17 protein-coding genes and 1 pseudogene are annotated in these 23,911 nt (G+C 43.7%); 9 read left to right on the top strand and 9 right to left on the bottom strand.

Translation table 11 applies throughout. The annotated features are described in order from the left end of the window. Positions 1-64 precede the first annotated feature (64 nt). On the top strand, positions 65-838 hold the full coding sequence (locus tag CWC29_RS05165) for a substrate-binding periplasmic protein (RefSeq protein ID WP_128727818.1): 774 nt from the start codon (positions 65-67) through the stop codon (positions 836-838). A 97-nt stretch (positions 839-935) separates the two neighbouring features. Then, positions 936-1,976, top strand: a complete 1,041-nt coding sequence (locus CWC29_RS05160; RefSeq protein ID WP_138524596.1) for a tetratricopeptide repeat protein — start codon at positions 936-938, stop codon at positions 1,974-1,976. A 66-nt stretch (positions 1,977-2,042) separates the two neighbouring features. Here CWC29_RS05160 and grpE read toward each other — a convergent pair whose 3' ends face one another. Then, complete coding sequence (gene grpE, locus CWC29_RS05155) at positions 2,043-2,660, bottom strand: nucleotide exchange factor GrpE (RefSeq protein ID WP_138524598.1); 618 nt, start codon at positions 2,658-2,660, stop codon at positions 2,043-2,045. A 65-nt stretch (positions 2,661-2,725) separates the two neighbouring features. Beyond that, complete coding sequence (locus tag CWC29_RS05150; protein ID WP_171039494.1) at positions 2,726-3,661, bottom strand: HrcA family transcriptional regulator; 936 nt, start codon at positions 3,659-3,661, stop codon at positions 2,726-2,728. Between the two features lie 90 nt (positions 3,662-3,751). Between CWC29_RS05150 and nadK the strand changes: the two genes are divergently transcribed. From nadK to recN, 3 genes are all read left to right on the top strand, one after another. Next, positions 3,752-4,636 carry an NAD(+) kinase gene (gene nadK, locus CWC29_RS05145; RefSeq protein WP_017217984.1) on the top strand — a complete coding sequence of 295 codons (885 nt, stop codon included), beginning with the start codon at positions 3,752-3,754 and terminating at the stop codon, positions 4,634-4,636. A 62-nt stretch (positions 4,637-4,698) separates the two neighbouring features. Continuing rightward, positions 4,699-5,280 carry a hypothetical protein gene (locus CWC29_RS05140; protein WP_138524604.1) on the top strand — a complete coding sequence of 194 codons (582 nt, stop codon included), beginning with the start codon at positions 4,699-4,701 and terminating at the stop codon, positions 5,278-5,280. 95 nt (positions 5,281-5,375) lie between these two features. Further along, positions 5,376-7,052, top strand: coding sequence for a DNA repair protein RecN (gene recN, locus CWC29_RS05135; RefSeq protein ID WP_128727823.1), 1,677 nt, complete (start codon positions 5,376-5,378; stop codon positions 7,050-7,052). 28 nt (positions 7,053-7,080) lie between these two features. Here recN and CWC29_RS05130 read toward each other — a convergent pair whose 3' ends face one another. The 4 genes from CWC29_RS05130 to CWC29_RS05115 form a co-directional block, all read right to left on the bottom strand. Then, entirely contained in the window at positions 7,081-7,476 is a 396-nt protein-coding gene (locus CWC29_RS05130) for a DUF1801 domain-containing protein (protein WP_128727824.1), read from the bottom strand. A 350-nt stretch (positions 7,477-7,826) separates the two neighbouring features. Beyond that, positions 7,827-9,242, bottom strand: a complete 1,416-nt coding sequence (locus CWC29_RS05125; RefSeq protein ID WP_128727825.1) for an FAD-dependent oxidoreductase — start codon at positions 9,240-9,242, stop codon at positions 7,827-7,829. Between the two features lie 9 nt (positions 9,243-9,251). Then, positions 9,252-13,709 (bottom strand): glutamate synthase large subunit, encoded by a 4,458-nt coding sequence (gltB, locus tag CWC29_RS05120; protein WP_128727826.1) that lies wholly within the window; start codon positions 13,707-13,709, stop codon positions 9,252-9,254. 598 nt (positions 13,710-14,307) lie between these two features. Further along, on the bottom strand, positions 14,308-14,652 hold the full coding sequence (locus tag CWC29_RS05115) for a Grx4 family monothiol glutaredoxin (protein ID WP_010375406.1): 345 nt from the start codon (positions 14,650-14,652) through the stop codon (positions 14,308-14,310). A 386-nt stretch (positions 14,653-15,038) separates the two neighbouring features. On the opposite strand from CWC29_RS05115, the gene CWC29_RS05110 reads away from it, so the two are divergent. From CWC29_RS05110 to CWC29_RS05095, 4 genes are all read left to right on the top strand, one after another. Beyond that, entirely contained in the window at positions 15,039-15,620 is a 582-nt protein-coding gene (locus tag CWC29_RS05110; protein ID WP_010375405.1) for a Fe-Mn family superoxide dismutase, read from the top strand. A 185-nt stretch (positions 15,621-15,805) separates the two neighbouring features. Continuing rightward, positions 15,806-17,728: a PrkA family serine protein kinase gene (locus CWC29_RS05105; RefSeq protein WP_128727827.1), complete on the top strand. Its 1,923-nt coding sequence runs from the start codon at positions 15,806-15,808 to the stop codon at positions 17,726-17,728. Between the two features lie 25 nt (positions 17,729-17,753). Next, positions 17,754-19,037 carry a YeaH/YhbH family protein gene (locus CWC29_RS05100; protein WP_128727828.1) on the top strand — a complete coding sequence of 428 codons (1,284 nt, stop codon included), beginning with the start codon at positions 17,754-17,756 and terminating at the stop codon, positions 19,035-19,037. Between the two features lie 18 nt (positions 19,038-19,055). Further along, entirely contained in the window at positions 19,056-20,561 is a 1,506-nt protein-coding gene (locus tag CWC29_RS05095) for a SpoVR family protein (RefSeq protein WP_128727829.1), read from the top strand. A gap of 192 nt (positions 20,562-20,753) precedes the next feature. Here CWC29_RS05095 and CWC29_RS05090 read toward each other — a convergent pair. The 3 genes and pseudogenes from CWC29_RS05090 to dnaX form a co-directional block, all read right to left on the bottom strand. Continuing rightward, a pseudogene (locus CWC29_RS05090) lies at positions 20,754-20,945 on the bottom strand (DUF4870 domain-containing protein); the annotation flags it as partial. Positions 20,946-21,194: 249 nt separating this feature from the next. Further along, positions 21,195-21,521, bottom strand: a complete 327-nt coding sequence (locus CWC29_RS05085) for a YbaB/EbfC family nucleoid-associated protein (protein ID WP_010368987.1) — start codon at positions 21,519-21,521, stop codon at positions 21,195-21,197. Between the two features lie 63 nt (positions 21,522-21,584). Beyond that, on the bottom strand, positions 21,585-23,909 hold the full coding sequence (gene dnaX, locus CWC29_RS05080; RefSeq protein ID WP_138524479.1) for a DNA polymerase III subunit gamma/tau: 2,325 nt from the start codon (positions 23,907-23,909) through the stop codon (positions 21,585-21,587). Between the last annotated feature and the right edge of the window lie 2 nt (positions 23,910-23,911).

The raw sequence follows: 23,911 nt of genomic DNA, 5'->3' as shown, positions 1-23,911 counted from the left end.
TGCATGTACCTCTTTTAATTTGTTGATAGAATAATTAGACTCTAATATGCAAGGATTGGCCGCTATGAAATACGCAAGATTGCCTCTACTCGGTATACTCATCGCGCTTTTAGCACTCGAAGCCTCAGCTAAATGCAATAAAACTTTGCGTATCGGAATAAACGAAACACTGTGGCCTCCCTATATTTCTCGCAAGGAAGGTAAAGCCTTCGGTTTAGAGATTAACGCACTAAATATTCTTTTTATAGATTCTATTTATTGTCTTGAATACGTCTTCTATCCCACCTCAACAAGGATGCTAGCGGAGCTAAAGGTAGGTAATGTAGACGTACTGATCGCAGCAACAAAAACGACGACGAGAGATAAGTTTGCCTACTTCACTACACCTTACCGCCAGGAAGTCATGGCATTATTCCAACATAAGGAAAAGCCAAAAATTGGCGGGGAAGTCGAGTCATTGATCCTTGCAGGAAACACATTTGCACTGAATGCTGGCAGTTACTACGGCATGGCATTTGAAAAGCTGATCCAAGATTTTTATAACGATCAGCTGGTGCACCTACCCAATGCCACTCGCCGCTTTAAAATGTTGAGTAAGCAGCGAGTAGACTATGTTGTTGAAGATAAACTCGCGGGCGACCACATTATTAAAATCAAAGAGTATACAGATATTATCTATTCTGGTACCGATGCGAATAAAACACCAGTTAGCTATATGCTTAGCAAAGCCAGTTTAACCACTGTCGACCTCGAAAATATCAATCAACTAATCAAAGTGCACCAAAACGAACTCAGCAATTTATTTTCTTTTCATCAAGTTTCCGATCCCCATTTATAACTGAAGAGGCGATCTCTACATTGTTTCTAATCTTTGTATAATGCTGTTTATCGTAATTGATTTGGAACTATTCGGTACTGCCGACTACAGTTAATAGATGTGCCAAAATGTGGTCGGGGTTTACTTGGTTCGGCTTTTACTCTTTGTAACTTGTGCATTTTATTTTTGCCAACAAGCGTTGGCAAAGGACTTTTCATATTTTGAAAGTAAGCTAGACGAGGCCAGCGACTATTTAACGGTTAACCCTGCACAATCATTGATTATTCTCGACAGTTTAGAGCAACTGCATGATGTGCCCGTGCCTTTATTTATTCAATGGCATTTGCTGAGCGCTCGTGCATCTGTACCTACAGATAAAATAGATAGGCTCTACACGTCAATCAACGCCGTCTTTTTGTATCCAGATGACATGTATTTCAAAGCAAACCTTCCCACGATTTTGAGTGCACTTGGGATTTGGCTACGCCGACAGGAATATCTTGATGATGCTGATACTAGCCTCAAATGTGCCTATAAATATGCAAAAAATGATCGCCAACGGCTTACACTGACTAACAGTATGGCGTTAGTTGCCCGCAACCAAGATGATTATCAAAAAGCGAGAACATTGTATGCCAAGGCACATAAACTCGCTGAGGAATTAAAGCAAACTCCGGTGCTTGCGATGATTGAAAGCAACTTAGGAAGTCTTGCGCTCGATCAAGGTCGAATATTTGAAGCTGAGCAGTATTTTCGCCATGCTCTGTTAGGTTATCAAGCCGTTGATAAGCGCTCGGGTCAAATATCTGCGGGGATCAACTTGATGTTTGTCTTTCTTATTCAAAAGCAAATCGTTAACTACGAGCGTCTACAAGGCCCTACTTCTACCCTAACTACAGCCTTCCCAAACGAATCAAAACAAGCTTGGTTACAATGGCTTGAAGCTCGGTACAAACAGCTTGAAGGAGATATGCCAAGCCAAAGTACTAAACAAGCATTGCAACTGGCGTATACTCAGTTAGAAAGTGATAAAGTAAAACTGTTAGTGCATAGATATTTAGCAAAAGAGCTAGGCGTCGAAGTGACAGCCCCTCTCCCCATCACTACCAAGTCTTTTTCCAGTCCTTGGTTTGAGAAAGTGAAGCTGTGTAGTTGGTAAGTGAGTACACTCGTTACTAAACACAAAAAAGCCGCTCAATGAGCGGCTTTTGCAAATTGAATATGTTTATTCAGCGGCCTTAGACACCATCACCATTGCAGGGCGCAATAGACGGCCGTTTAAAGTATAGCCTTTTTGCATCACAGCAAGCACAGTATTTGGTGATACATCATTGCTTGGCTGAATTGACATTGCCTGGTGTAGCTCTGGGTTAAATGTTTCACCCTGTGGGTTTACAGCTTCAACACCGAATTTAGCTAGGGCATCAGCAAATGTCTTGATAGTCATATCGATACCTTCAAGCACAGGCTTTAGTGTCTCGTTTTCTTTGTCAGAAAACTCAATCGCACGCTCTAAGTTATCGATTACAGGTAATAATTCGTTTGAGAACTTTTCTAGCGCAAATTTGTGCGCTTTTTCAACGTCCTGCGCGGCTCGGCGACGAACATTTTCAAGCTCAGCGGCGGCGCGAACAACGCTATCTTTTTGTGAGTCGATAGTTTGCTTAGCGGCTTCAAGCTCAGCGTACAGACCAGCGATTTCTTCTTCTGGGCTCAACTCACCCGCATTTTCTGCCTGCTCTTCCTGAGTTTGTTGCTCTGCTTGTGCTTCTACAACTTCCGCTTCAGCTTGTGTTTGTTCTTGTTCAAGCTCTTGCTCTGGGGCTTTTGTCTGCTCAGACATGTGGTGATTCTCCGATTCTTTACAACTGCGGTAATTATGGGGATTGAAATGAGAGTTTCAACCCTTTATTGCGGCAATTTTTTGAATTCTGACAAGATGGCTTCGATCTTAGAGTCCGCTGGGCAAATCACGCAAAAGCGACTTTGGTATTCCCCTTTGGAGAAATACGGCACACTGAGCACCACTACGCGATGTAAACCCAGCATACTTAGCTCTTCACCAAGTAACACGGATACGCCGTCTTTAAATGCCAAGCGGTCTTCGACTTGGTCCAAAAATCCAACCCCAAGATTAATCTCTCTATCCAACTCTAAGCGGTTATATAAGTAACGCTCGCCGACAACAATTGCGTTATCTGAGCCTAACTGCTGGCTTAACTGCTTAGTCCACTGGGCCAAAATATGGTGACAACTCGGCGGTGCACTGTGTGCCATAGCGCGCATTCGGTGCAAACCTTCGACTAAAGTTTGTTGACTGAATACAGTATTCATCCAAGCCGCGAACTGGTAACGCAACGCGTCGGAGTCATCAACGGGTTTATCAATACAAATATTGTGTGATTGCCCCGCTCTGTCTAACAGCAGGACCAGCCAGTTTTTACGGTCAAAGTCGAGTACTTCCACCCGGAACATTTGTTTGCTGCTTACTTGTGGTAATCCAACACAGCAACACACCTGAAAGTTTTGGCTCAATAAATGTGCAAAAGAGACTATTGCAGACTGATCTGGTTGCCAATGAACGGCAACATCAGCCAGAGGAAAAAACTCCTGTAGCCAGAATTTTACACCTTGGTCTGTGGGTACACGACCAGCTGAGGTATGCGGCGAATACAATAAGCCTTGATTTTCAAGTCTTGCCATTGCATTGCGTACGGTTGCAGAACAAATAGCAAGGCCGTCCTGCTTTGCTATTTTGCTGGACGCAACAGGCTGCCCTTCACCATTACAATAATGGCGCATGACCGCACACAGAATTTGTTCATCTCTGGGATTTAGTTTCATAATTATTTTAATATGGGTGTCAATTGCCAGTTTCAAGCACTACGCTTTTATTATAATCTTGCAGCAAAGATACCAAGGACAAATGACTGAATGACGACTACGTTTAACACCATCGGCTTAATTGGCAAGCCCAACCACGAGGGCGCCGGGACGACCTTACAACGACTCTACACATTTTTGCAAGCATTAGGATATGAAGTACTCGTAGAAGATCGCGTTGCAGAGCAAATAAAGTCGTTAGACGAGGATGCAGTAGTCGAGTTAGTTGAACTAGGTAAACGTTGCGACCTTGCTATTGTTGTTGGTGGTGACGGTAACATGCTTGGCGCAGCAAGAGTACTGGCTCGTTTTGATGTCGCCGTGATCGGAGTTAACCGCGGTAACTTAGGCTTTTTGACAGATTTGAACCCAGAAGGCTTTGAAGCGCAGCTAGAAGCGGTGTTAAGCGGCCAATTTATTGAAGAATCGAGATTTCTGTTAGAGGTGGCAGTATACCGACATCACCAGCTTAAAAGCGCAAATTTAGCAATGAACGAAGCCGTATTACACGCTGATAAAGTTGCGCATATGATTGAATTTGAGGCTTTTATCGATGACGACTTTGTATTTTCTCAGCGCTCAGACGGTTTAATTGTCTCGACACCAACGGGGTCAACCGCTTACTCGCTTTCAGGTGGCGGTCCTATTTTAACCCCCGAACTCGACGCTATTTCTTTGGTGCCTATGTTTCCGCATACCTTATCCAGCAGGCCTTTAGTGGTGGATGCAGAAAAAGAAGTCAAGCTTAAGTTAAGTCTAGAAAACACCGACAGCTTACAAGTGAGTTGTGACAGTCATGTTGTGCTGGCTGTGCTACCTGGTGACGAAGTTATCATCAAAAAAGCAGAGAAAAGACTAAGATTGATCCACCCTAAATGCTACTCCTACTACAATGTTCTTAGACAGAAATTAAATTGGGGCAGTAGGCTTTACTAAGCACGCAAAGTTACGCAAAATAACCTTGGTTAAATTTTCTAATTTGGGTAAATAACAATAAAATGGCTTACGTTGTATTTTTCACATTGGCGCTGCTTATCACTATACTTTCAGTGTATTTAGTGATTGAAAATAATAGAAGAAAAGCCCGTGAAGCGGAAAAAAAAGCCTTTAACGATCGTTTAAAAGTAATTAGCAGCAACTTCAAACTTAAAGTTACTGAATTCGTCGAAGCAAAGATTTTAAGGCCTAAATACGCACCGCAGATCAATGCAATCGTTAGCAACTTTTTTGTCGTGCAAGCGCACTCGGAAGAAAATTTAGCGCAACTGGAAAAAGTGTCTGAGTTATTTATCTATTCAGTGACAAGCGAGCTCAATAAGTGTCGCTCAAACGGCAATATCGATTTGCTTGCTGAGCAACTACAATATTTTGTCGCTGAATTACCTACGGCGGGCATTGCTTATAACCGTGATTTCTATCACGAGATGCTTCCAGCCCTCATTGCACGCATTCAAACACCTGATATGCCAGCGCAACAGCAAGATGAAGAGAATATAGACTCATCAGAATTAAGCGGCAAGGAGTCAACTAACCAACAAATGCAAGCAGCGGCCTTAGTAAAAGAGCATGCTGTTGGATAATCTCGCTATTATTTTTAGCAGAATTTTTTAATTTGAGTTGCTAAACAATAAAATACTGTATAAATTAACAGTAATTCTCTGTTAGGGTGTACAGTATGCTTTTAGCTTTAAATGTTCAAAATTTTGCTATTGTTAGTGCGCTAAATATTGACTGGCATTGTGGCATGACCGCAATTACAGGTGAAACAGGCGCGGGTAAGTCTATTGCGATCGATGCGCTCTCTTTATGTCTCGGTGAGCGTGCTGATCCTTCTGCTATTCGTCCAGGTACCGACAAGGCGGATATTTCTGCTCAATTTGATGTTTCAGACCTCCCTGCTGCCAAACGCTTTCTAACGGAGCATATGCTAGATAACGAAGAAAATGAATGTATTCTTCGACGTGTTATTAGCAAAAGTGGGCGTAGTAAAAGCTACATCAATGGCTCCCCTGTTACTGCAGGCCAACAAAAGGAATTAGGTCAACACCTTATTGCGATCCATGGGCAACATGCCCACCAGCTACTGTTAAAGCCAGAGTATCAACTGCACTTGCTAGATGCCTATGCTAACCATACCACATTGTTACAAGCAGTTAAGGGCCAATATAATCACTACCATAAACTGCAAAAAGAATATGCTGAACTACAAAAGTCACAACAGGCACAAGCCGCAAAAAAACAACTGCTTGAGTACCAAGTAGCAGAGCTTGACGAGTTTGCTCTACAAGAAGGCGAATATGAAGATATTGAGACCGAACATTCGCGCCTAAGCCATAGTCAAACCATTTTAGAACAATGCCACCGTGAGCTTTCTCGCCTTTATGAAAATGACGAGCAGACTGTACTATCGCAACTACAACAAAGTGCGCAAGTGTTCTCTGAACTCACCAGTTTTGACAAAACCCTTGAAAATATTGCACAAGTGCTTGAAGAAGCAGCAGTACAAGTGGAAGAAGCAAGTAGAGAGATCCGCAGTTATTCTGATTCCGTAGAACAAGATCCGATGCGACTACAAGAGCTAGAAGATAGACTCTCTCAAGCTCTAGATTTAGCTAGAAAGCATCAAGTTCAGCCTGAATTGCTATATCAGCACCATCAAGCGCTGCAACATGAGCTTGAGTCTATTAGCTCAGATTCTGCCAGACTGGATGCGTTAGAGGAAGAAATTGCCGAAGCCATCAACGCCTATAACCAAGCTGCACTTGGATTAAGTCAAAGCCGCCAGCAAGCCTGTACGTCTCTTAACGAACGTATTTCTGCAAGTATGAAAGAGCTTGCGATGGGTGATGGTCAATTTGAAATCCAGTTAACGCCTAATCTTGGCGCTAAACCGAGCCCTCTTGGGTATGATCACATTGAGTTTTACGTCTCAACTAACCCAGGCCAACCTTTGCAACCTATGGGCAAAGTTGCCTCAGGTGGTGAGCTATCTCGGATAAGCTTAGCCATTCAAGTGATTATCGCAACACGCGTGACGACACCCACTTTGATTTTCGATGAAGTTGATGTTGGGATCTCAGGTCCAACAGCTGCAACCGTAGGTAAATTGCTGCGCCAGCTTGGCCAGTCTACGCAAGTTATTTGTGTTACCCATTTACCGCAAGTGGCATGCAGTGGTCACAACCAGTTTTTTGTCGCAAAACGAGTAGAAAATGGCGAAACCTTTACCAAAATGACCCCAATGGCAGAAAGCCAACGCATTGACGAAATAGCAAGGTTAATTGGTGGAGATAAAATAAGTGACACAACAAGAGCGAGTGCCAAGGAGTTATTACAAGTACAAAGTGCTTAACTGTTATCAGGCTGATTGCACCTGTTGATTAACGCGCAGCGTTATACCGAATTGCTGCGCGGATCAATGTACAAAAATGGGCTTCATTGATGGTGTCCTGCTGTTTTATATCAATCGCCCGTCGAGTGTTACCGGCAAACCCTGTATTGAATAACTGATGCTCATCTTCAAATTTTGCACCGTATGCAAAGGTAAGTTTGACCTTATCTTTGTATACTTCGCCAGTGCAGATCATGCCAGCTTTTGACCATACGGGCACTCCTGTTGGGTTGCTTGGCTTACGCCATTTGATATCTTCCTCTATATCTTTATCAACACTTAGGATCAGACTTCTGATCTGCTGCAATACCACAGCACGCCAATCGTTTACACTCGCTATCTTTGCAGTGACCGCATCAGCACCTGAGTTTATTGTTTCATTCATGATCTTTCCTTAACACTATTGATAAATGCATGTAGAGTGAAATTAATACCTGTTGTATTAATTAAATGATCTATCTTGAAGCGGGGAAATAGCTTTAGTAGCACCGCTCTCGCGTCCTGCTACCGCTAAGGTACCTATATCCATATAGGCAAGGCAAAAATTTTGCTATTTAGTTGTTCTAAATGAGAAATTTTTAACGAAGCTAATATGCTATTTCACCCTTCAAATTGATTAGAGAATTAATTCAATTGGTATAAGTTAGCGGCTAACTAAGCAAAATTCAAATAAAAAACCCCAGCTACAACGAGTGTAGTTGGGGTTTGTGAACGACAAAAGCTGTTGTTTAAGTTTTAAACTTCTAAATAGTCCAAAATGCCTTCAGCGGCGTTGCGGCCTTCAAAAATCGCAGTCACCACTAAATCAGAACCTCGTACAGCATCACCACCGGCAAAGATCTTTGGATTACTTGTTTGATGTGTAAATGCGCCTTTTTCTGGTGCAACAATACCGCCCCAGTGATTTATTGCCACATCGTATTGTGCTAACCAATCAAGGTTGTGAGGCTTAAAACCAAATGCCATGATCACCGCGTCAGCTTCTAGTGTATGCTCAGAACCTTCTACAGTTTCAGCACTACGGCGACCATTTTTGTCAGGTTCACCTAATTGTGTTTTCACCATTTTAACGCCTGTGACTTTGCCTGAGCTGTCAATTTCAATACCAACTGGCTGTAGATTGAATCTAAATTCAACCCCTTCTTCTTTGGCATTTTTAACTTCTCGAACTGAGCCGGGCATGTTTTCTTCATCACGACGATAAGCACAGATCACGGATTGCGCATTTTGTCTAACTGACGTTCTAACACAGTCCATCGCTGTGTCCCCACCACCTAGTACCACCACGCGCTTACCCGCCATGTTCACATAGCTATGCTGACTCTCGTCATAACCCATGACTCGGTTGGTGTTACCAATCAAAAATGGTAGCGCATCATAAACACCGTCGGCATCTTCATTTTCAAGATTGCCTTTCATGCTTTGGTACGTCCCCACACCTAAGAATACGGCGTCGTATTGCGACAATAACTCGTCCATAGAGACATCACGGCCAACCTCGGTATTGAGTTTAAATTCAACGCCCATTTCGGTAAAAATCTCACGACGATTTTCCATTACTGACTTTTCTAACTTAAATGACGGGATCCCAAAAGTCAGCAAACCGCCAATCTCAGGGTTGCGATCATACACCACAGGGCGCACGCCGTTTCGCACTAGAATATCCGCACAGCCAAGTCCTGCCGGACCCGCACCTATGATTGCGACTTTCTTATCGGTCCAAGTAACGTAAGAAAGATCAGGCTTCCAGCCCTGTGCAAACGCCGTATCGGTAATATATTTTTCAATATTTCCTATGGTCACGGCACCAAACTCTTCGTTCAGCGTACACGACCCCTCACAAAGCCTATCTTGCGGACATACTCGACCACACACTTCAGGCAAACTATTGGTACGGTGAGATAGCTCTGCTGCCTCAATGATTCTGCCCGTACGAATAAGTTTGAGCCATTGCGGAATATAGTTGTGAACTGGACACTTCCATTCACAATACGGGTTACCACAATCTAAACAACGATCAGACTGCGAATGAACTTGCTGCTCAGAAAATGGCTCATAAATTTCAACAAAAGATTGCTTACGCGTAGAAATAGGCTTTTTGCGCGGATCTACACGTTGTACATCGATAAATTGGTAAACGTTCTCGCTCATTGCTCTCTCCTACTGCGCCTGAATTCTTAGCTCAGCGCTACTACGCGCTCGGTGGCCAAGTAAACTGTTTAAATCGCTCGACTTTGGCTTTACCAATTTAAACATTGGCAAATACAACTCAAAGTTAGCTAAGATCTGCTCAGCTCGAGTTGAGCTCGTTAAATCTAGATGCTCTGCAATCAAACCGCGTAGATGCTCTTGGTGCGATGCCAGCGTTTTGAGGTCTACCAGCTCGACCAACTCAGGGTTGATCCGCTTATCAAAATCACTCTCTTCATCAAGTACATAGGCAAAACCACCGGTCATGCCTGCGCCAAAGTTAACGCCAACTTGACCAAGCACACACACTACGCCTCCTGTCATGTATTCGCAGCCATTATCGCCCAGCCCTTCAACAACCGCTTGTACACCCGAGTTACGCACGGCAAAACGCTCGCCAGCTCGACCTGCTGCAAACAACTTACCGCCGGTTGCGCCATATAAACAGGTGTTACCAATAATAGCCGCTTGATGAGAGGCAAAACTTGAGCCGACAGGAGGACGCACGACTAGCTTTCCACCAGCCATCCCTTTACCAACGTAGTCGTTAGCATCACCGACTAATGTCATTTCAAGGCCACCGGCGTTCCACACCCCAAACGATTGCCCTGCAGTACCATGTAACTCAAGTGCAATTGGATCTGCTGCCATACCTTGGTTACCATGCTTGCTCGCGATATACCCAGACAACATTGCACCGATTGAGCGATCCGTATTAGAAATACGATTCACCAACGAAATACCCGTCATTTCGTCGATTGCTGTCTTCGCTTTCGCAAGTAAGCTTTCGTTCAACGCACCACTGTAATGTGATGGATTAGTATGGGTGCAATACAGCGCTTCATTTGACGGATTGTTTGGTTTCGCTAAGAGCGGACTTAAATCTAGCTTTTTCTGCTTCGCAGTATTACCTTCAATGGCTTCAAGTAAGTCCGTTCTACCAATCAAATCGGTGAGTTTTGTGACTCCCAGAGCGGCCATCAGCTCTCGGGCCTCTTGCGCAATAAACTTAAAGTAGTTCATCGCCATCTCTGGCAATCCGTGATAATGCTTTTGACGCAACGTATCATCTTGCGTCGCAACGCCGGTTGCACAGTTATTAAGGTGACAGATCCGCAGGTATTTACAGCCAAGCGCAACCATAGGGCCAGTACCAAAACCAAAGCTCTCAGCCCCCAAAATTGCAGCTTTAATAATATCTAATCCGGTCTTTAAGCCGCCATCTGTTTGCAGCCTAATGCGATGGCGTAGACCATTTTCAACCAGCGCCTGTTGCGTTTCAGCGAGGCCAAGCTCCCACGGGCTACCTGCATACTTTACCGACGTCAGCGGACTCGCCCCTGTGCCACCGTCATAACCGGCAATGGTAATGAGATCGGCATACGCCTTAGCAACACCAGTCGCAATAGTGCCGACACCTGGTTCTGAAACCAATTTGACCGAGATCATCGCTTCAGGGTTAACCTGTTTGAGGTCAAAAATAAGCTGAGCTAAGTCTTCAATCGAATAAATATCGTGATGCGGTGGTGGCGAAATCAAAGTAACACCAGGAACCGAATAGCGTAGTTTCGCGATATAAGGGGTGACTTTCTCACCTGGAAGCTGACCGCCCTCGCCCGGCTTTGCCCCTTGCGCAACTTTGATTTGAATAACGTCAGCTGAACGTAAATAGTGTGGTGTCACACCGAATCGCCCAGAAGCAACTTGCTTAATACGCGAATTCTTTTCTGTGCCAAAACGTAGCTTATCCTCGCCACCCTCACCAGAGTTAGAGCAACCGCCGAGGCGATTCATCGCAATCGCCAACGCTTCATGTGCCTCCGGTGATAAAGCCCCGATACTCATCGCGGCTGAGTCAAAACGTTTGTATAGCTCAGTCGCAGGCTCAACGTCGTTGATGTCGATTGCTTGTTGCGCCGTATTAAGCTTAAGCATGTCTCGCAGATTAGTAATTGGACGGTTATTTACCAGCTCCGCATATTTAACGTAGTCTTGATAGTTACCCGAACGAACTGCGGTCTGCAAAGTTTGCACGACATCTGGGTTATACGCATGGTATTCACCACCATGCACATACTTTAATAATCCACCGTGTGATAGTAGTTTACGCTTGCTAAATGCCAATTTATTGAGCTGTTGTTGCTCCAAGGCAAAATCGTCAAAACACGCACCTTTAATACGGTTTGCAACGCCTTTGAAGCACAATTCAACCACCTCATCGGATAAACCGACGGCTTCAAACAACATCGAACAACGATAGGAAGCAATGGTGCTGATCCCCATCTTCGACATGATTTTGTATAAACCTTTGTTAATCGCGCCGCGATAAGACAGAGTCACCTCGCGGTAAGACTTTTTAATGATCTTCTTATCACACATTGCAACAAGGGTTTCGTAGGCTAGATAAGGATAAATTGCTGTTGCGCCAAAACCTAACAAAACAGCAAACTGGTGCGGATCTCTCACACTACCTGTTTCAACCAAAATATTGGTATCACAACGCAAGTTGCCATCCACTAGTCGCCTTTGTACTGCCCCCACGGCCATCGCCGCTGGGATAACTTGCTTACCCGCTGCTATCTCTCGGTCACTGAGCACTAACATCACGCACCCGGAGCCCGCTTTTGCAACGGCTTCATCACAAATACGCTTGATTGCATCTTGCAAAGACTCTTCAATCTCGTAAATCAATGAAATTTTACACGCACAGTAATGGTCATCATCGGCGGTTAATAGCTGCTGCATATCAGAATAAGTTAGTACTGGCGAGGCAAACTGCAAACGTTTAGCATGACCTGTGGTTTCGTTGAAAACGTTCTGCTCACGACCAATACAAGTCGCCAGTGACATTACGTGATTTTCCCGTAATGGATCGATTGGCGGGTTCGTTACCTGAGCAAATTTCTGGCGGAAGTAGTCAAATATTGAACGGTGTCCTTCGGATAGCACTGCAAATGGCGTATCATCACCCATTGAACCAGTTGCTTCTTGGCCGTTCTCGCCCATTACGCGGATCACTTGGTCGAGCTCTTCGTTGGTATAGCCAAATTGCTTCTGATAGGTCAGCAAGGTTTCATCGTCAAGATCGCGCTTACCAGCCGCTTTCTCATCTAGTGTTTCAAATGGCGTTAAACGCTTAACGTTTTGCTCAAGCCAAGTTTTGTATGGATGCCTAGATTTCAAATCTTGGTCGATTTCATCGGACTGCCAAATCTTGCCATGTAAAGTATCAACCACCAGTAACTCACCCGGACCTACACGGCCTTTTTCGATAACTTCATCTGGCGCGTAATCCCAAATGCCTACTTCTGAGGCAAGTGTAATAAAGCCGTCTTGCGTGATCACATAGCGAGCTGGACGAAGACCGTTTCGGTCCAAATTACAGGCAGCAAAACGCCCATCAGACATCACGATGCCTGCAGGGCCATCCCACGGCTCCATATGCATGGAGTTAAAGTCATAGAATGCGCGTAAGTCTTCATCCATGGCACGGTTTTTTTGCCATGCGGGTGGCACTAACATACGCATAGCGCGGAATAAGTCCATACCACCGGCTAAAAATAGCTCTAGCATGTTATCTAAACTAGATGAGTCAGAACCTGTTTCATTGACAAACGGCGCCGCATTTTGCAAATCCGGTAACAACGGTGACGCGAACTTATAAGCACGTGCTCTCGCCCATTGACGGTTTCCTTCAATGGTATTGATCTCACCATTGTGAGCTAAATAGCGGAATGGCTGCGCCAACGGCCATCGAGGCTGTGTATTGGTTGAAAAGCGCTGGTGGAATACACAAATCGCACTGGTCATCCGCATATCAGCAAGATCCGTATAAAAATTCGGTAGATCAGCCGGCATCATTAAGCCTTTGTAGATAGTCACTAAACCAGACAAACTACAAATATAAAACTGCTCATCTTGCTCTAAACGCTTTTCAATGCGTCGCCTTGCTATATATAGACGACGCTCTAAATCTTTAGGACGCCAGCCTTCTGGAGCACCAACAAAAACCTGTTTAAACTGTGGTAATTGTGCTTTCGCGATAGGACCTAGCATAGATGGATCGGTGGGAACTTCACGCCAACCTATGAGTGTCAGTGTTTCTTTTTCTAATTCTTCACTGATCACTTTTTCAGCCGCAGCTGCAAGCTCATGATCCTGATTTAAAAATATCATACCTACCGCATAGTTTTTACCCACATGCCAATCGTTTTCAGCTGCGACGGCGCGAAAAAAACTATCCGGTTTTTGTAATAACAGTCCGCAACCATCACCGGTTTTGCCATCCGCAGAAATACCACCTCGGTGCTGCATACGGTCCAAACCTGTGATTGCTGTACGGATCAGTTTGTGACTTGGCTGACCACTCACATGCGCAATCAAGCCAAATCCACAGTTATCTTTTTCTAATTTTGAGTCGTATAACATAGACTCCTCCCCTTGCTACAACGACCAGCCCATGACGGTACGACGAAATGCTGGCAGATATTCAAAATTAGCCTTGATTGAAAGTAGAGTCAACACAAATATGAATATATATTCATAAACTTGAATATTTCTCATTGGTAAGACAAGTTATCCAAAATCGTAATAAATTTGCCATTTTGAAAATATTGAATATTAATTTGTAAAATGACACCGGTATCACAACAATAAAAATACAGCAATACACAGTCGCACATGAACGTTTACGTAAACGTAAAGATCGATAAAAATGAATAATTATTCACTTATTGTATTTTACAAACTCAATATCGAAGCAGGCTCTATTAGACTGTTTACATAGCTATGCAAAATAGAGTTCGTTTTAGCTTGACGTTAACGTCAACCTGGTTGGGTAGGAGAAGTGAGTTGCTTTAGGTTGGATTAATACCAATGGCGTTAATGAAAATCTAGATACCCCACACTATATGAGTGAAATGGTTTTCAACCAAACATCTAAAATAGGGCTTATAACGAAAAGTAGACTGGATAAGATTAGAAAATAAAGCATGGCAGAGTATCTACTCTGCCATAAGCGGTTAGCTTATTCCGCTGCTGCTTCGTCTTTCTTATATTTAGCTGCTGTTTCAGCAATAAGAGGTTGGAGCTCACCTTTTTGGAACATCTCAATAATGATGTCACAACCACCGATTAACTCACCTTCTACCCAAAGCTGTGGGAAAGTTGGCCAGTTTGCATAATGTGGTAGTTCAGCACGAATGTCTGGATTCAATAAAATGTCAACATAAGCAAACTGCTCACCACACGCCATCAAAGCCTGAGACGCCTGCGAAGAGAACCCACAGTTAGGGAGTTTTGGCGACCCTTTCATATATAGAATGATTGGATTTTCTTCGATCTGCTGTTTAATCTTGTCAATAGTTTCCATTAGTTACCTCAAAATGACGTTTCGTCCAATACTTATCAATATTTAGTTTAGCATCGGCGTTTTAGCTTGCTACTCACTATAACAACACCTGTTGCATTCATTATGCCTAGCTTTTAGCAGCGATAGAACTTTAGCTGCCATGGCTAAAATTAGCATGACCGTCTGTCATGATGTTCTACACTTTGACAGCTATTCGGCATATGTTCACAAAGAATGTGTATTATAAGTCATTAAGTCACTGGCACGCATTGCTGTTTGCCAAAACTTGAGTAAAATAGTCAGGAATTATAGTATCACTATATAGGCCAATGGTATAGAAAAGTGGGCTGATGTTAGCCACCTTTCGTATGCATTATTGGCAAATCAACCAAAAAATGGAGATTAATATGGCATTTGAACTACCGTCACTACCTTATGCACTAAATGCTCTTGAGCCGCACGTTTCTCAAGAGACGCTAGAATTCCACCACGGTAAGCACCACAACACTTACGTTGTAAAGCTTAACGGTCTTATCGAAGGTACTGACTTTGAAGGTAAATCACTAGAAGAGATCGTATGTAGCTCTGAAGGTGGTGTTTTCAACAATGCTGCTCAAATCTGGAACCACACTTTCTACTGGCACAGCCTTGCGCCAAATGCAGGTGGCGAACCAACAGGTAAAGTTGCTGAACTAATTAATGCAAAATGGGGCTCATTCGCAGCATTCCAAGAAGCTTTCAACGACAAAGCAGTTAACAACTTTGGTTCAAGCTGGACTTGGTTAGTACAATTAGCTGACGGCTCTCTAGATATTGTTAACACTTCAAATGCAGCGACTCCGCTGACTGAAGAAGGTGTTACCCCTATCATCACAGTTGACCTGTGGGAACACGCTTACTACATTGATTACCGTAACGTTCGCCCTGATTACCTTAAAGGCTTCTGGGCACTTGTTAACTGGGACTTTGCTAACAGCAACCTAGCGTAACATCAACTATCAGTATTGATGCAATAATGGGGCGCAAAAGCGCCCTTTTTTATGCCTGTAACTCAACATTAATACATAAAAAATCTAGTTTTTTTTGGGTATTCTCCATATCACGACTAAGCTTTAAGTAACCTTTCTAAATCTGTGATCCGCAAACCACATCAAGTAGCTTATTGGAGGTCGTTATGACAATATTTGAACATTATCAGGCCAGATATGAAGCCGCGCAAGAAGAAGAGTACACCATCGCGGAATTTCTTGAAATTTGTAAAAATGATAAATCTGCCTATGCCAGCGCACCTGAGCGACTTCTGATGGCAATAGGCGAACCAGAAATGATCGATACGTCGAAAGATGCCAGACTCAGCCGGCTGTTTTCGAATAGAGTAATAGCTCGATATCCTGCTTTCAGCGAGTTTTACGGTATGGAGGATGCCATTGAACAAATCGTATCGTATCTCAAGCATGCAGCACAGGGACTTGAAGAGTGCAAACAAGTACTTTATTTACTCGGCCCGGTAGGTGGTGGTAAATCGTCTATCGCTGAAAAGCTCAAGTACTTGATGCAAAAGGTGCCGGTCTATTCTTTAAAAGGCTCACCCGTTAATGACCACCCACTTTGCTTGTTTAGCCCACAAGAAGATGCAGAACTGCTTGAAAAAGAGTTCGGTATTCCTGGGCGTTATATTAAGACAATAATGTCTCCATGGGCGACCAAACGCTTGCATGAGTACAATGGAGACATTACCCAATTTAAAGTCGTAAAACGTTACCCTTCGATTCTTGATCAAATAGCTATCGCGAAAACAGAGCCTGGGGATGAGAACAATCAAGATATCTCAGCGCTGGTGGGCAAAGTCGATATCCGTAAACTGGAGCATTTCGCTCAAAATGACCCTGATGCTTACGCATACTCTGGCGCACTATGCCTTGCAAACCAAGGATTGATGGAATTTGTCGAAATGTTTAAAGCACCCATTAAGGTGCTACACCCGCTGCTAACTGCAACCCAAGAAGGCAACTACAATGGTACAGAGGGTATTTCGGCCCTACCATTTAGCGGGCTCATACTTGCTCACTCTAACGAATCTGAATGGCAGACCTTTAAGAACAACAAAAACAACGAGGCTTTTTTAGACCGTGTTTACATCGTCAAAGTACCTTATTGTTTACGCGTGTCTGAAGAGGTCAAAATATACGAGAAACTTATTGAAAATAGTGAGCTCAGGGAAGCTCCCTGTGCGCCTGGCACTTTAGAAACTTTAGCGAAGTTTTCAGCCCTGTCTCGGATTAAAGAGCCTGAGAACTCCAGTATCTATTCGAAAATGCGGGTTTACGATGGTGAAAGCTTAAAAGACACAGATCCGAAAGCCAAGTCCTATCAAGAATACAGAGACTACGCCGGCGTTGACGAAGGCATGAACGGCTTATCAACTCGCTTTGCCTTTAAGATCCTTTCTCGTGTGTTTAACTTTGACCATAGCGAAGTCGCAGCAAACCCTGTGCACTTATTCTATGTACTTGAGCAGCAAATTGAGCGTGAACAATTTAATGCCGAAGTACAAGAGCGCTACCTAAGCCACCTTAAAGGATACCTAATCCCACAATATGTCGAGTTTATTGGTAAAGAGCTACAAACAGCTTACCTTGAGTCGTACTCTGAGTATGGCCAAAATATTTTTGACCGCTATGTTACCTATGCAGATTTTTGGATCCAAGATCAGGAATATCGTGACCCAGATACTGGCCAGCTATTTGATAGAGCCGCGCTTAACGGCGAGCTGGAAAAGATTGAAAAGCCAGCAGGTATTTCCAATCCAAAAGATTTTCGTAACGAGATAGTCAACTTCGTTTTAAGAGCAAGAGCCCATCACAATGGTGACAACCCAGTGTGGACTAGCTATGAAAAACTAAGAACGGTTATCGAGAAAAAAATGTTCTCAAATACCGAAGACTTACTCCCTGTAATTTCATTCAATGCAAAAACCTCTGCTGAAGATCAGAAGAAGCATGAAGACTTTGTCAATCGTATGGTTGATAAAGGCTATACCCAAAAACAAGTTCGCCTACTTTCAGAGTGGTATTTAAGAGTTAGAAAGTCACAGTAACTTGTTAGTATGAAGAGGGTGTTATATGGCGCATTTTATTGACCGCCGTCTTAACGGCAAAAATAAGAGCACTCTGAACCGCCAACGCTTTATCCGCCGTTACAAAAAGCAGATAAAGAAAGCGGTTTCAGAGGCCATCAACAAACGCAGTGTGACTGATATCTCCAGTGGCGAGAGTATTTCTATCCCACAACGAGATATCAGCGAGCCCACTTTCCATCAGGGTAAAGGGGGTGATAGAGAGCTCATTCACCCAGGTAACGATCAATTTTCAACGGGCGATCGGATCCAACGCCCACCTTCTGGGCAAGGGGGTGGTTCAGGCGATGGTGAAGCAAGTAATCAAGGCGAAGGACAAGACGACTTTGTATTCTCTATTTCTAAAGATGAATACTTAGACCTATTATTTGAAGACTTGGAGTTACCCAACTTACAACAAAGCCAGTTAGATAAATTAATGCAAATGAAAACGCATCGAGCTGGCTTTTGTAATGATGGTATGCCAAGTAACCTAGATATTGTACGCAGTTTAAAAGGCTCAATGGCACGCCGTATTGCGATGACTTCAAGTAAACGCCGAGAGTTAAGGGAATTAGAGGAAGAACTGGCAAACATGCTCGCTGAACCTGTTCCTCCTCAACAGAAAATCAATGATATTGAACTACGGATCCAAGTGCTAAAAGAGCAAATCGCCGCGGTGCCTTTCATCGACAATTACGATTTACGCTTTCGTAATTACGAAAGGCGTCCCCACCCCACCAGCAAAGCTGTCATGTTTTGCTTAATGGATGTGTCAGGCTCAATGGATCAAGCCACCAAAGACATGGCAAAGCGTTTTTATATTTTGCTCTATCAGTTCTTAACCCGTACTTATAAAGATATTGAGGTAGTTTATATCCGCCACCATACCCAAGCAAAAGAGGTAGACGAGCAGGAGTTTTTCTACTCGCAAGAGACGGGTGGCACAATTGTCTCAAGTGCCCTGAAATTAATGGACGAAATCATTCAAGAACGCTATGCCCAAGGCGATTGGAATATTTACGCCGCACAGGCTTCTGACGGTGATAACTGGGCAGATGATTCTCCACAATGCACCCAGATACTCTCTAACAAACTACTTAAGATTGTCCGCTACTACGCGTATATAGAGATTACGACCCGTGCACACCAAAGCCTATGGCGGGAATATCAAGGAATAGCCAACTCATTTGACAACTTTGCTATGCAGCACATTCGAGGTGTAGAAGATATTTACCCTATCTTTAGAGAACTGTTCAAGAAGAACAAAAATAAGCAAAGTGCGGCATAATTTTTGGGAGGTTGCGCGATGACATATCAGCCAATTGACGATGGTCCAGATTGGACCTTTGATTTACTTGATACCTATCATCAAGAAATTGCTCGTGTAGCCGAGCATTACAGACTTGACACTTACCCAAATCAAATTGAGGTGATCACAGCAGAGCAGATGATGGATGCCTACTCCAGTGTAGGCATGCCAATTGGTTATGCACATTGGTCGTACGGTAAAAAGTTTATCCAGACTGAGCAAACCTACAAACGTGGACAAATGGGTCTTGCCTACGAGATTGTGATTAATTCTAACCCTTGTATTGCCTATTTAATGGAAGAAAATACTATGCCTATGCAGGCATTGGTGATGGCGCATGCGTGCTACGGTCATAACTCTTTCTTTAAAGGTAACTATCTATTTAAAACTTGGACGGACGCATCATCCATCATTGACTACTTGGTCTTCGCTAAAAATTATGTCGCCAAATGTGAAGAAAAGTATGGTATTGATGAGGTAGAAAACTTGATTGACTCTTGTCATGCGTTGATGAATTACGGGGTTGATCGATATAAAAGGCCGCAACGGATCTCTATGTTTGAGGAACAAAAGCGGCAAAAAGAACGGGAAGATTATTTGCAGTCCCAAGTTAATGAATTATGGCGAACTATTCCTAAAGGTGAAGACGAAGAAACCGACAACCGTTCCCATTTCCCGTCAGAACCTCAGGAAAACATACTGTATTTTATCGAGAAAAACGCGCCATTGTTGGAGTCTTGGCAACGCGAGATTATTCGTATTGTGCGTAAAGTATCACAGTACTTCTACCCACAAAGGCAAACTCAAGTAATGAACGAAGGCTGGGCTACATTTTGGCATTATACCATTTTGAATCACTTATATGACGAGGGAAAACTAAGTGACTCCTTTATGTTGGAGTTTTTGCAAAGCCATACCAATGTTGTGTATCAACCGCCATATAATAGTAAATTTTATTCAGGGATAAACCCCTATGCGCTCGGCTTTAACATGATGGTCGATATTCGCCGTATATGCGAAAACCCAACGGAAGAAGACAAACAGTGGTTCCCGGAATTTGCGGGAAGCAACTGGTTAGATACACTGCATTTTGCGATGCAAAATTTTAAAGACGAGAGCTTTATCAGCCAATTTTTATCTCCAAAGCTCATGCGCGACTTTAAGCTTTTTACCATTGTCGATAAACAAAAATCTCCGCATTTAGAAGTTGGCCCTATTCACGACGAAATGGGTTATCAACAACTTCGCAGCGCCCTTTCAGCGCAGTACAACCTAAGTAACCATGAGCCGAATATTCAAGTTTATGACGTCGATGTTCGGGGAGATCGTTCACTTACACTAAGATATGTACCGCAAGGCGGGATCCCGCTTGCCGCTTCAAAGCAAGAAGTGATAAAGCACCTTTATCGCTTATGGGGATTTAAAGTGAGACTTGAGCAAGTAGATGAAAATGGCAATATCGAGCAAATAGCTCAATGCCCTGAAGAGGAAAGTGAATCGTAGCCCTGTAAGTGTAAATTAGGAGCAGGCAAACAGCTTGGGCTGCTATGTTTGCCGAAGCTCCTTTTTTATGCTCAGAAGCCTTAAATTAGCTCCTGCCTCTATTTATCATGCAGCTGTGAGGTGTATTGTTAAACTCAATACAGCAAACCAGAACAATGCAAACAGCAGGTTCTTTGCTATTCAAAGTGTTGATTACTTATTAAAAGTGAAACTGAGTGGATAAGTCCACACTTCACCATTATTGGCCTTTATCGAGGCAATAATGGCAAATATAACATTAAGAGCAGCTAAAACAACGAATCCCAACAGACCAACCGCGACAAACACTAAAATAGTGCAAATCATGGAATAGATGATTAGGCTAATTAACCAATTAATTGTGGCTTTCCTATGCTGAAAATTCCCACTTCATATTATCCAAAGCCTAGACATTTGAATATAGGAAAAGCGATACCGAAACAGATAACGCAAGGCCATTTAGCATGTATCTAAAATCTAGTCCAGAGCAAGAAAGCCCGTGAATTTTATTGTAGCTATAAAAAAGCTCCGATATTTGAGTATCGAAGCTTTCTATAAATGTTGTTTTTATTTCTCTTCGCGAAAAATAAAAATTAACTATTCCGTTGGTGCTTATTAAAACGGCATTTTGAAGCCTGGAGGCATTTGCATGCCGCCGGTGACTTCTGACATACGCTTTTGCGTTTCTTCACCTACGCGGCGAACTGCGTCGTTTACCGCAGCGGCTAATAGGTCTTCGATCATGTCTTTGTCGTCTTCCATTAGGCTTTCGTCAATTTCTACGCGACGTACGTTGTGGCTACCAAGCATAGTTACTTTAACTAAACCTGCGCCTGCTTCACCTGTTACTTCTAGGCTCTTGATCTCTTCTTGGGCTTTTTCCATGCGCTCTTGCATTTGCTGCGCCTGCTTCATGATGTTGCCCATTCCGCCTTTAAACATATTCTGCTCTCTTATACTTCAATTTGGTTTACTGTGATAAAAGATAAGGGCTAACGCCCTTAATTACAATGCCTGAACGCTATTTTCGTCAAGCATTGCGTCAAATTCTTGGACAAACGCGCTGACGAGTGGATCGTCACGCATCGCCGCTTTAGCTTGGACAAGCCTATGCTCATCTAATTGTTGCTGTACCAAAAACGGCGTGTTATTTACCGTGTCGATATAGTTAATCTCAAGCTCGATTGGCTGCTGGAGTAATGCGCTTAGTCTTTCTGTCAGTTTCTCTCTAAGCACTGCGGAGTCTAAGTGCTGTTGACTCGCATCTACTTGCAATTGTACCTGCGCGCCTTGCTGTGTTATCACACTGTGTAATGCATACTGGCGAATTCGACCGCCTAATTGCATCTTTTCAATCATGTTTGCCCAATCGTCGCTTTGGTGAGCAAACTTAATGTCACTGATAGGACTAACAAAGTTTTCCGGTGCAGGGATCTCCACTTGAATACTTTGTTCGTTATCATCTTGTTTTACTGGTGATAACTGCTCTAGCAATTCAGGCGCTAAATTTTCCGTAATAGGTTTATGGCGCTCTTGAAACGCTTCTTTCTTTTGCTTTTTTGGTGCTAAGCGAGGTGCAGCGGGCTGTGCCAGTTGCGGCTCAGGCCGATGCTCAGGTGTGGTTACCGTCGTGGCTGGCGCTTGCTCTATTGGCATTGGCGCACTAGGCGCCTCAGACTTTTTTACCTCACCATTGGCTCCCACCAATCGACCCGCCCCAGAGATATTACGATTTTTTAAAATTCGTGCTATTGCTGACTGGGCTTGGTTTTGCTGCTCGGTAACACTGGCCGTAGCAGTAGATTCTGAAGCGCTTTGGTTTTGCATCTCAGGTCGAGGCCAGTCCTCTTGATTTTGCGATGCTATTTGCGCGTATGCATCATCAACTGGCGCACTTTCATGATGATGTGCAGAAGCCTGCTCTTGGAACCCCTGCTCTACCGCCTGCGACATAATGCTGTCGTATTGGTTGGCCATCTCCGCCTCAGATGGCACAGAGGCAACTGGTGCTTGGCTTTGCGCAGCAGGTGTTGGCGACAGCGGCTCATAATGTGTTGTTTGTTGCGCGGCTGGTGTCGTTGCTTCTGGTGCATATGTTGGTGCTGTTGCCGGCTGCACCTGAGGTGATGACGCTACCGTAGCGTTATCTTCCGTTGGCTTTTTTAACAGCGCTCGTAAATCCCCTACTTTGCTTTGCTTTTCAGAAGTTTCTTGGCTCACAGGAGCGGAAGGCACTACGCTATGGCTTTCTTTTTCAAACGCCATTAATCGCAGCATGACCATCTCAAACCCAAGTTTAGGCTCAGGTGCCCATTTTAGGTCTTTTTTGCCATTTAACAGCAGTTGATACAACAACTGCCCCTGTTGCGGTGCTACTTGCTCGGCAAATAGTTTAATGTCGTTATTATCAAAATTTGATAACCGCGCAGCACTAGGCACGAGTTGAGTGAGCTGAATAACATGCAATAACGCAATTAAATCGTCCAGCACACTGACAAAATTACCGTTTTGTAGTGCTATTTTTTCAATCGCATTGAGTAAAGCTTCACCGTCGTGGCACAAAATTGCAGACAGCAAAATGACCGCATGAGCACTATCCATCAGTCCCAGCATAGATTGCACTGCAGGCACCGTTAAATTGCCATTTGTTTGTGCAATAGCCTGATCGGTCAAACTTAGTGCGTCACGCATACTACCATCAGCGGCTTTCGCTAACGTTTGTAGTGCTACCGGATCAAAGGCAACTTGCTCTAACGGCAGGATTTTTTCTAGCTGTTCAACTATTTGCCCTTGTGTCATTGCGTTCAGATTGAACTGTAAACAACGGGACAAAATAGTCACAGGCAACTTTTGTGGATCAGTTGTGGCGAGCAAGAATTTTACATGCTCTGGCGGCTCTTCTAAGGTTTTAAGGAGCGCATTAAAGCTGTGCTTCGACAGCATGTGCACTTCATCGATGAGATAAACCTTGTAGCGACCACGAGTTGGTGCATATTGTACGTTGTCTAAGATTTCTCGTGTGTCTTCAACTTTTGTACGAGAAGCCGCATCAATTTCGATTAAATCGATAAACTTACCGGTTTCAATCTCAGTACAGGCACTACACTGACCACAAGGCGTTGAAGTAACGCCTTGTTCGCAGTTAAGGCTTTTAGCAAAGATCCTAGCAATGGTTGTTTTGCCCACACCACGTGTTCCGGTGAATAAATAGGCATGATGCAAACGCTTTTCATTGAGTGCGTTGACCAGAGCTTGTTTAACATGCTCTTGCCCCATTAATTCATGGAAGTTTTGCGGACGCCATTTTCGCGCCAGAACCTGATAGCTCATGC

Origin of the sequence: Pseudoalteromonas galatheae (assembly GCF_005886105.2) — a bacterium.
GTDB lineage: Bacteria > Pseudomonadota > Gammaproteobacteria > Enterobacterales > Alteromonadaceae > Pseudoalteromonas > Pseudoalteromonas galatheae.
This window is presented reverse-complemented; position numbering and strand designations above follow the sequence as displayed.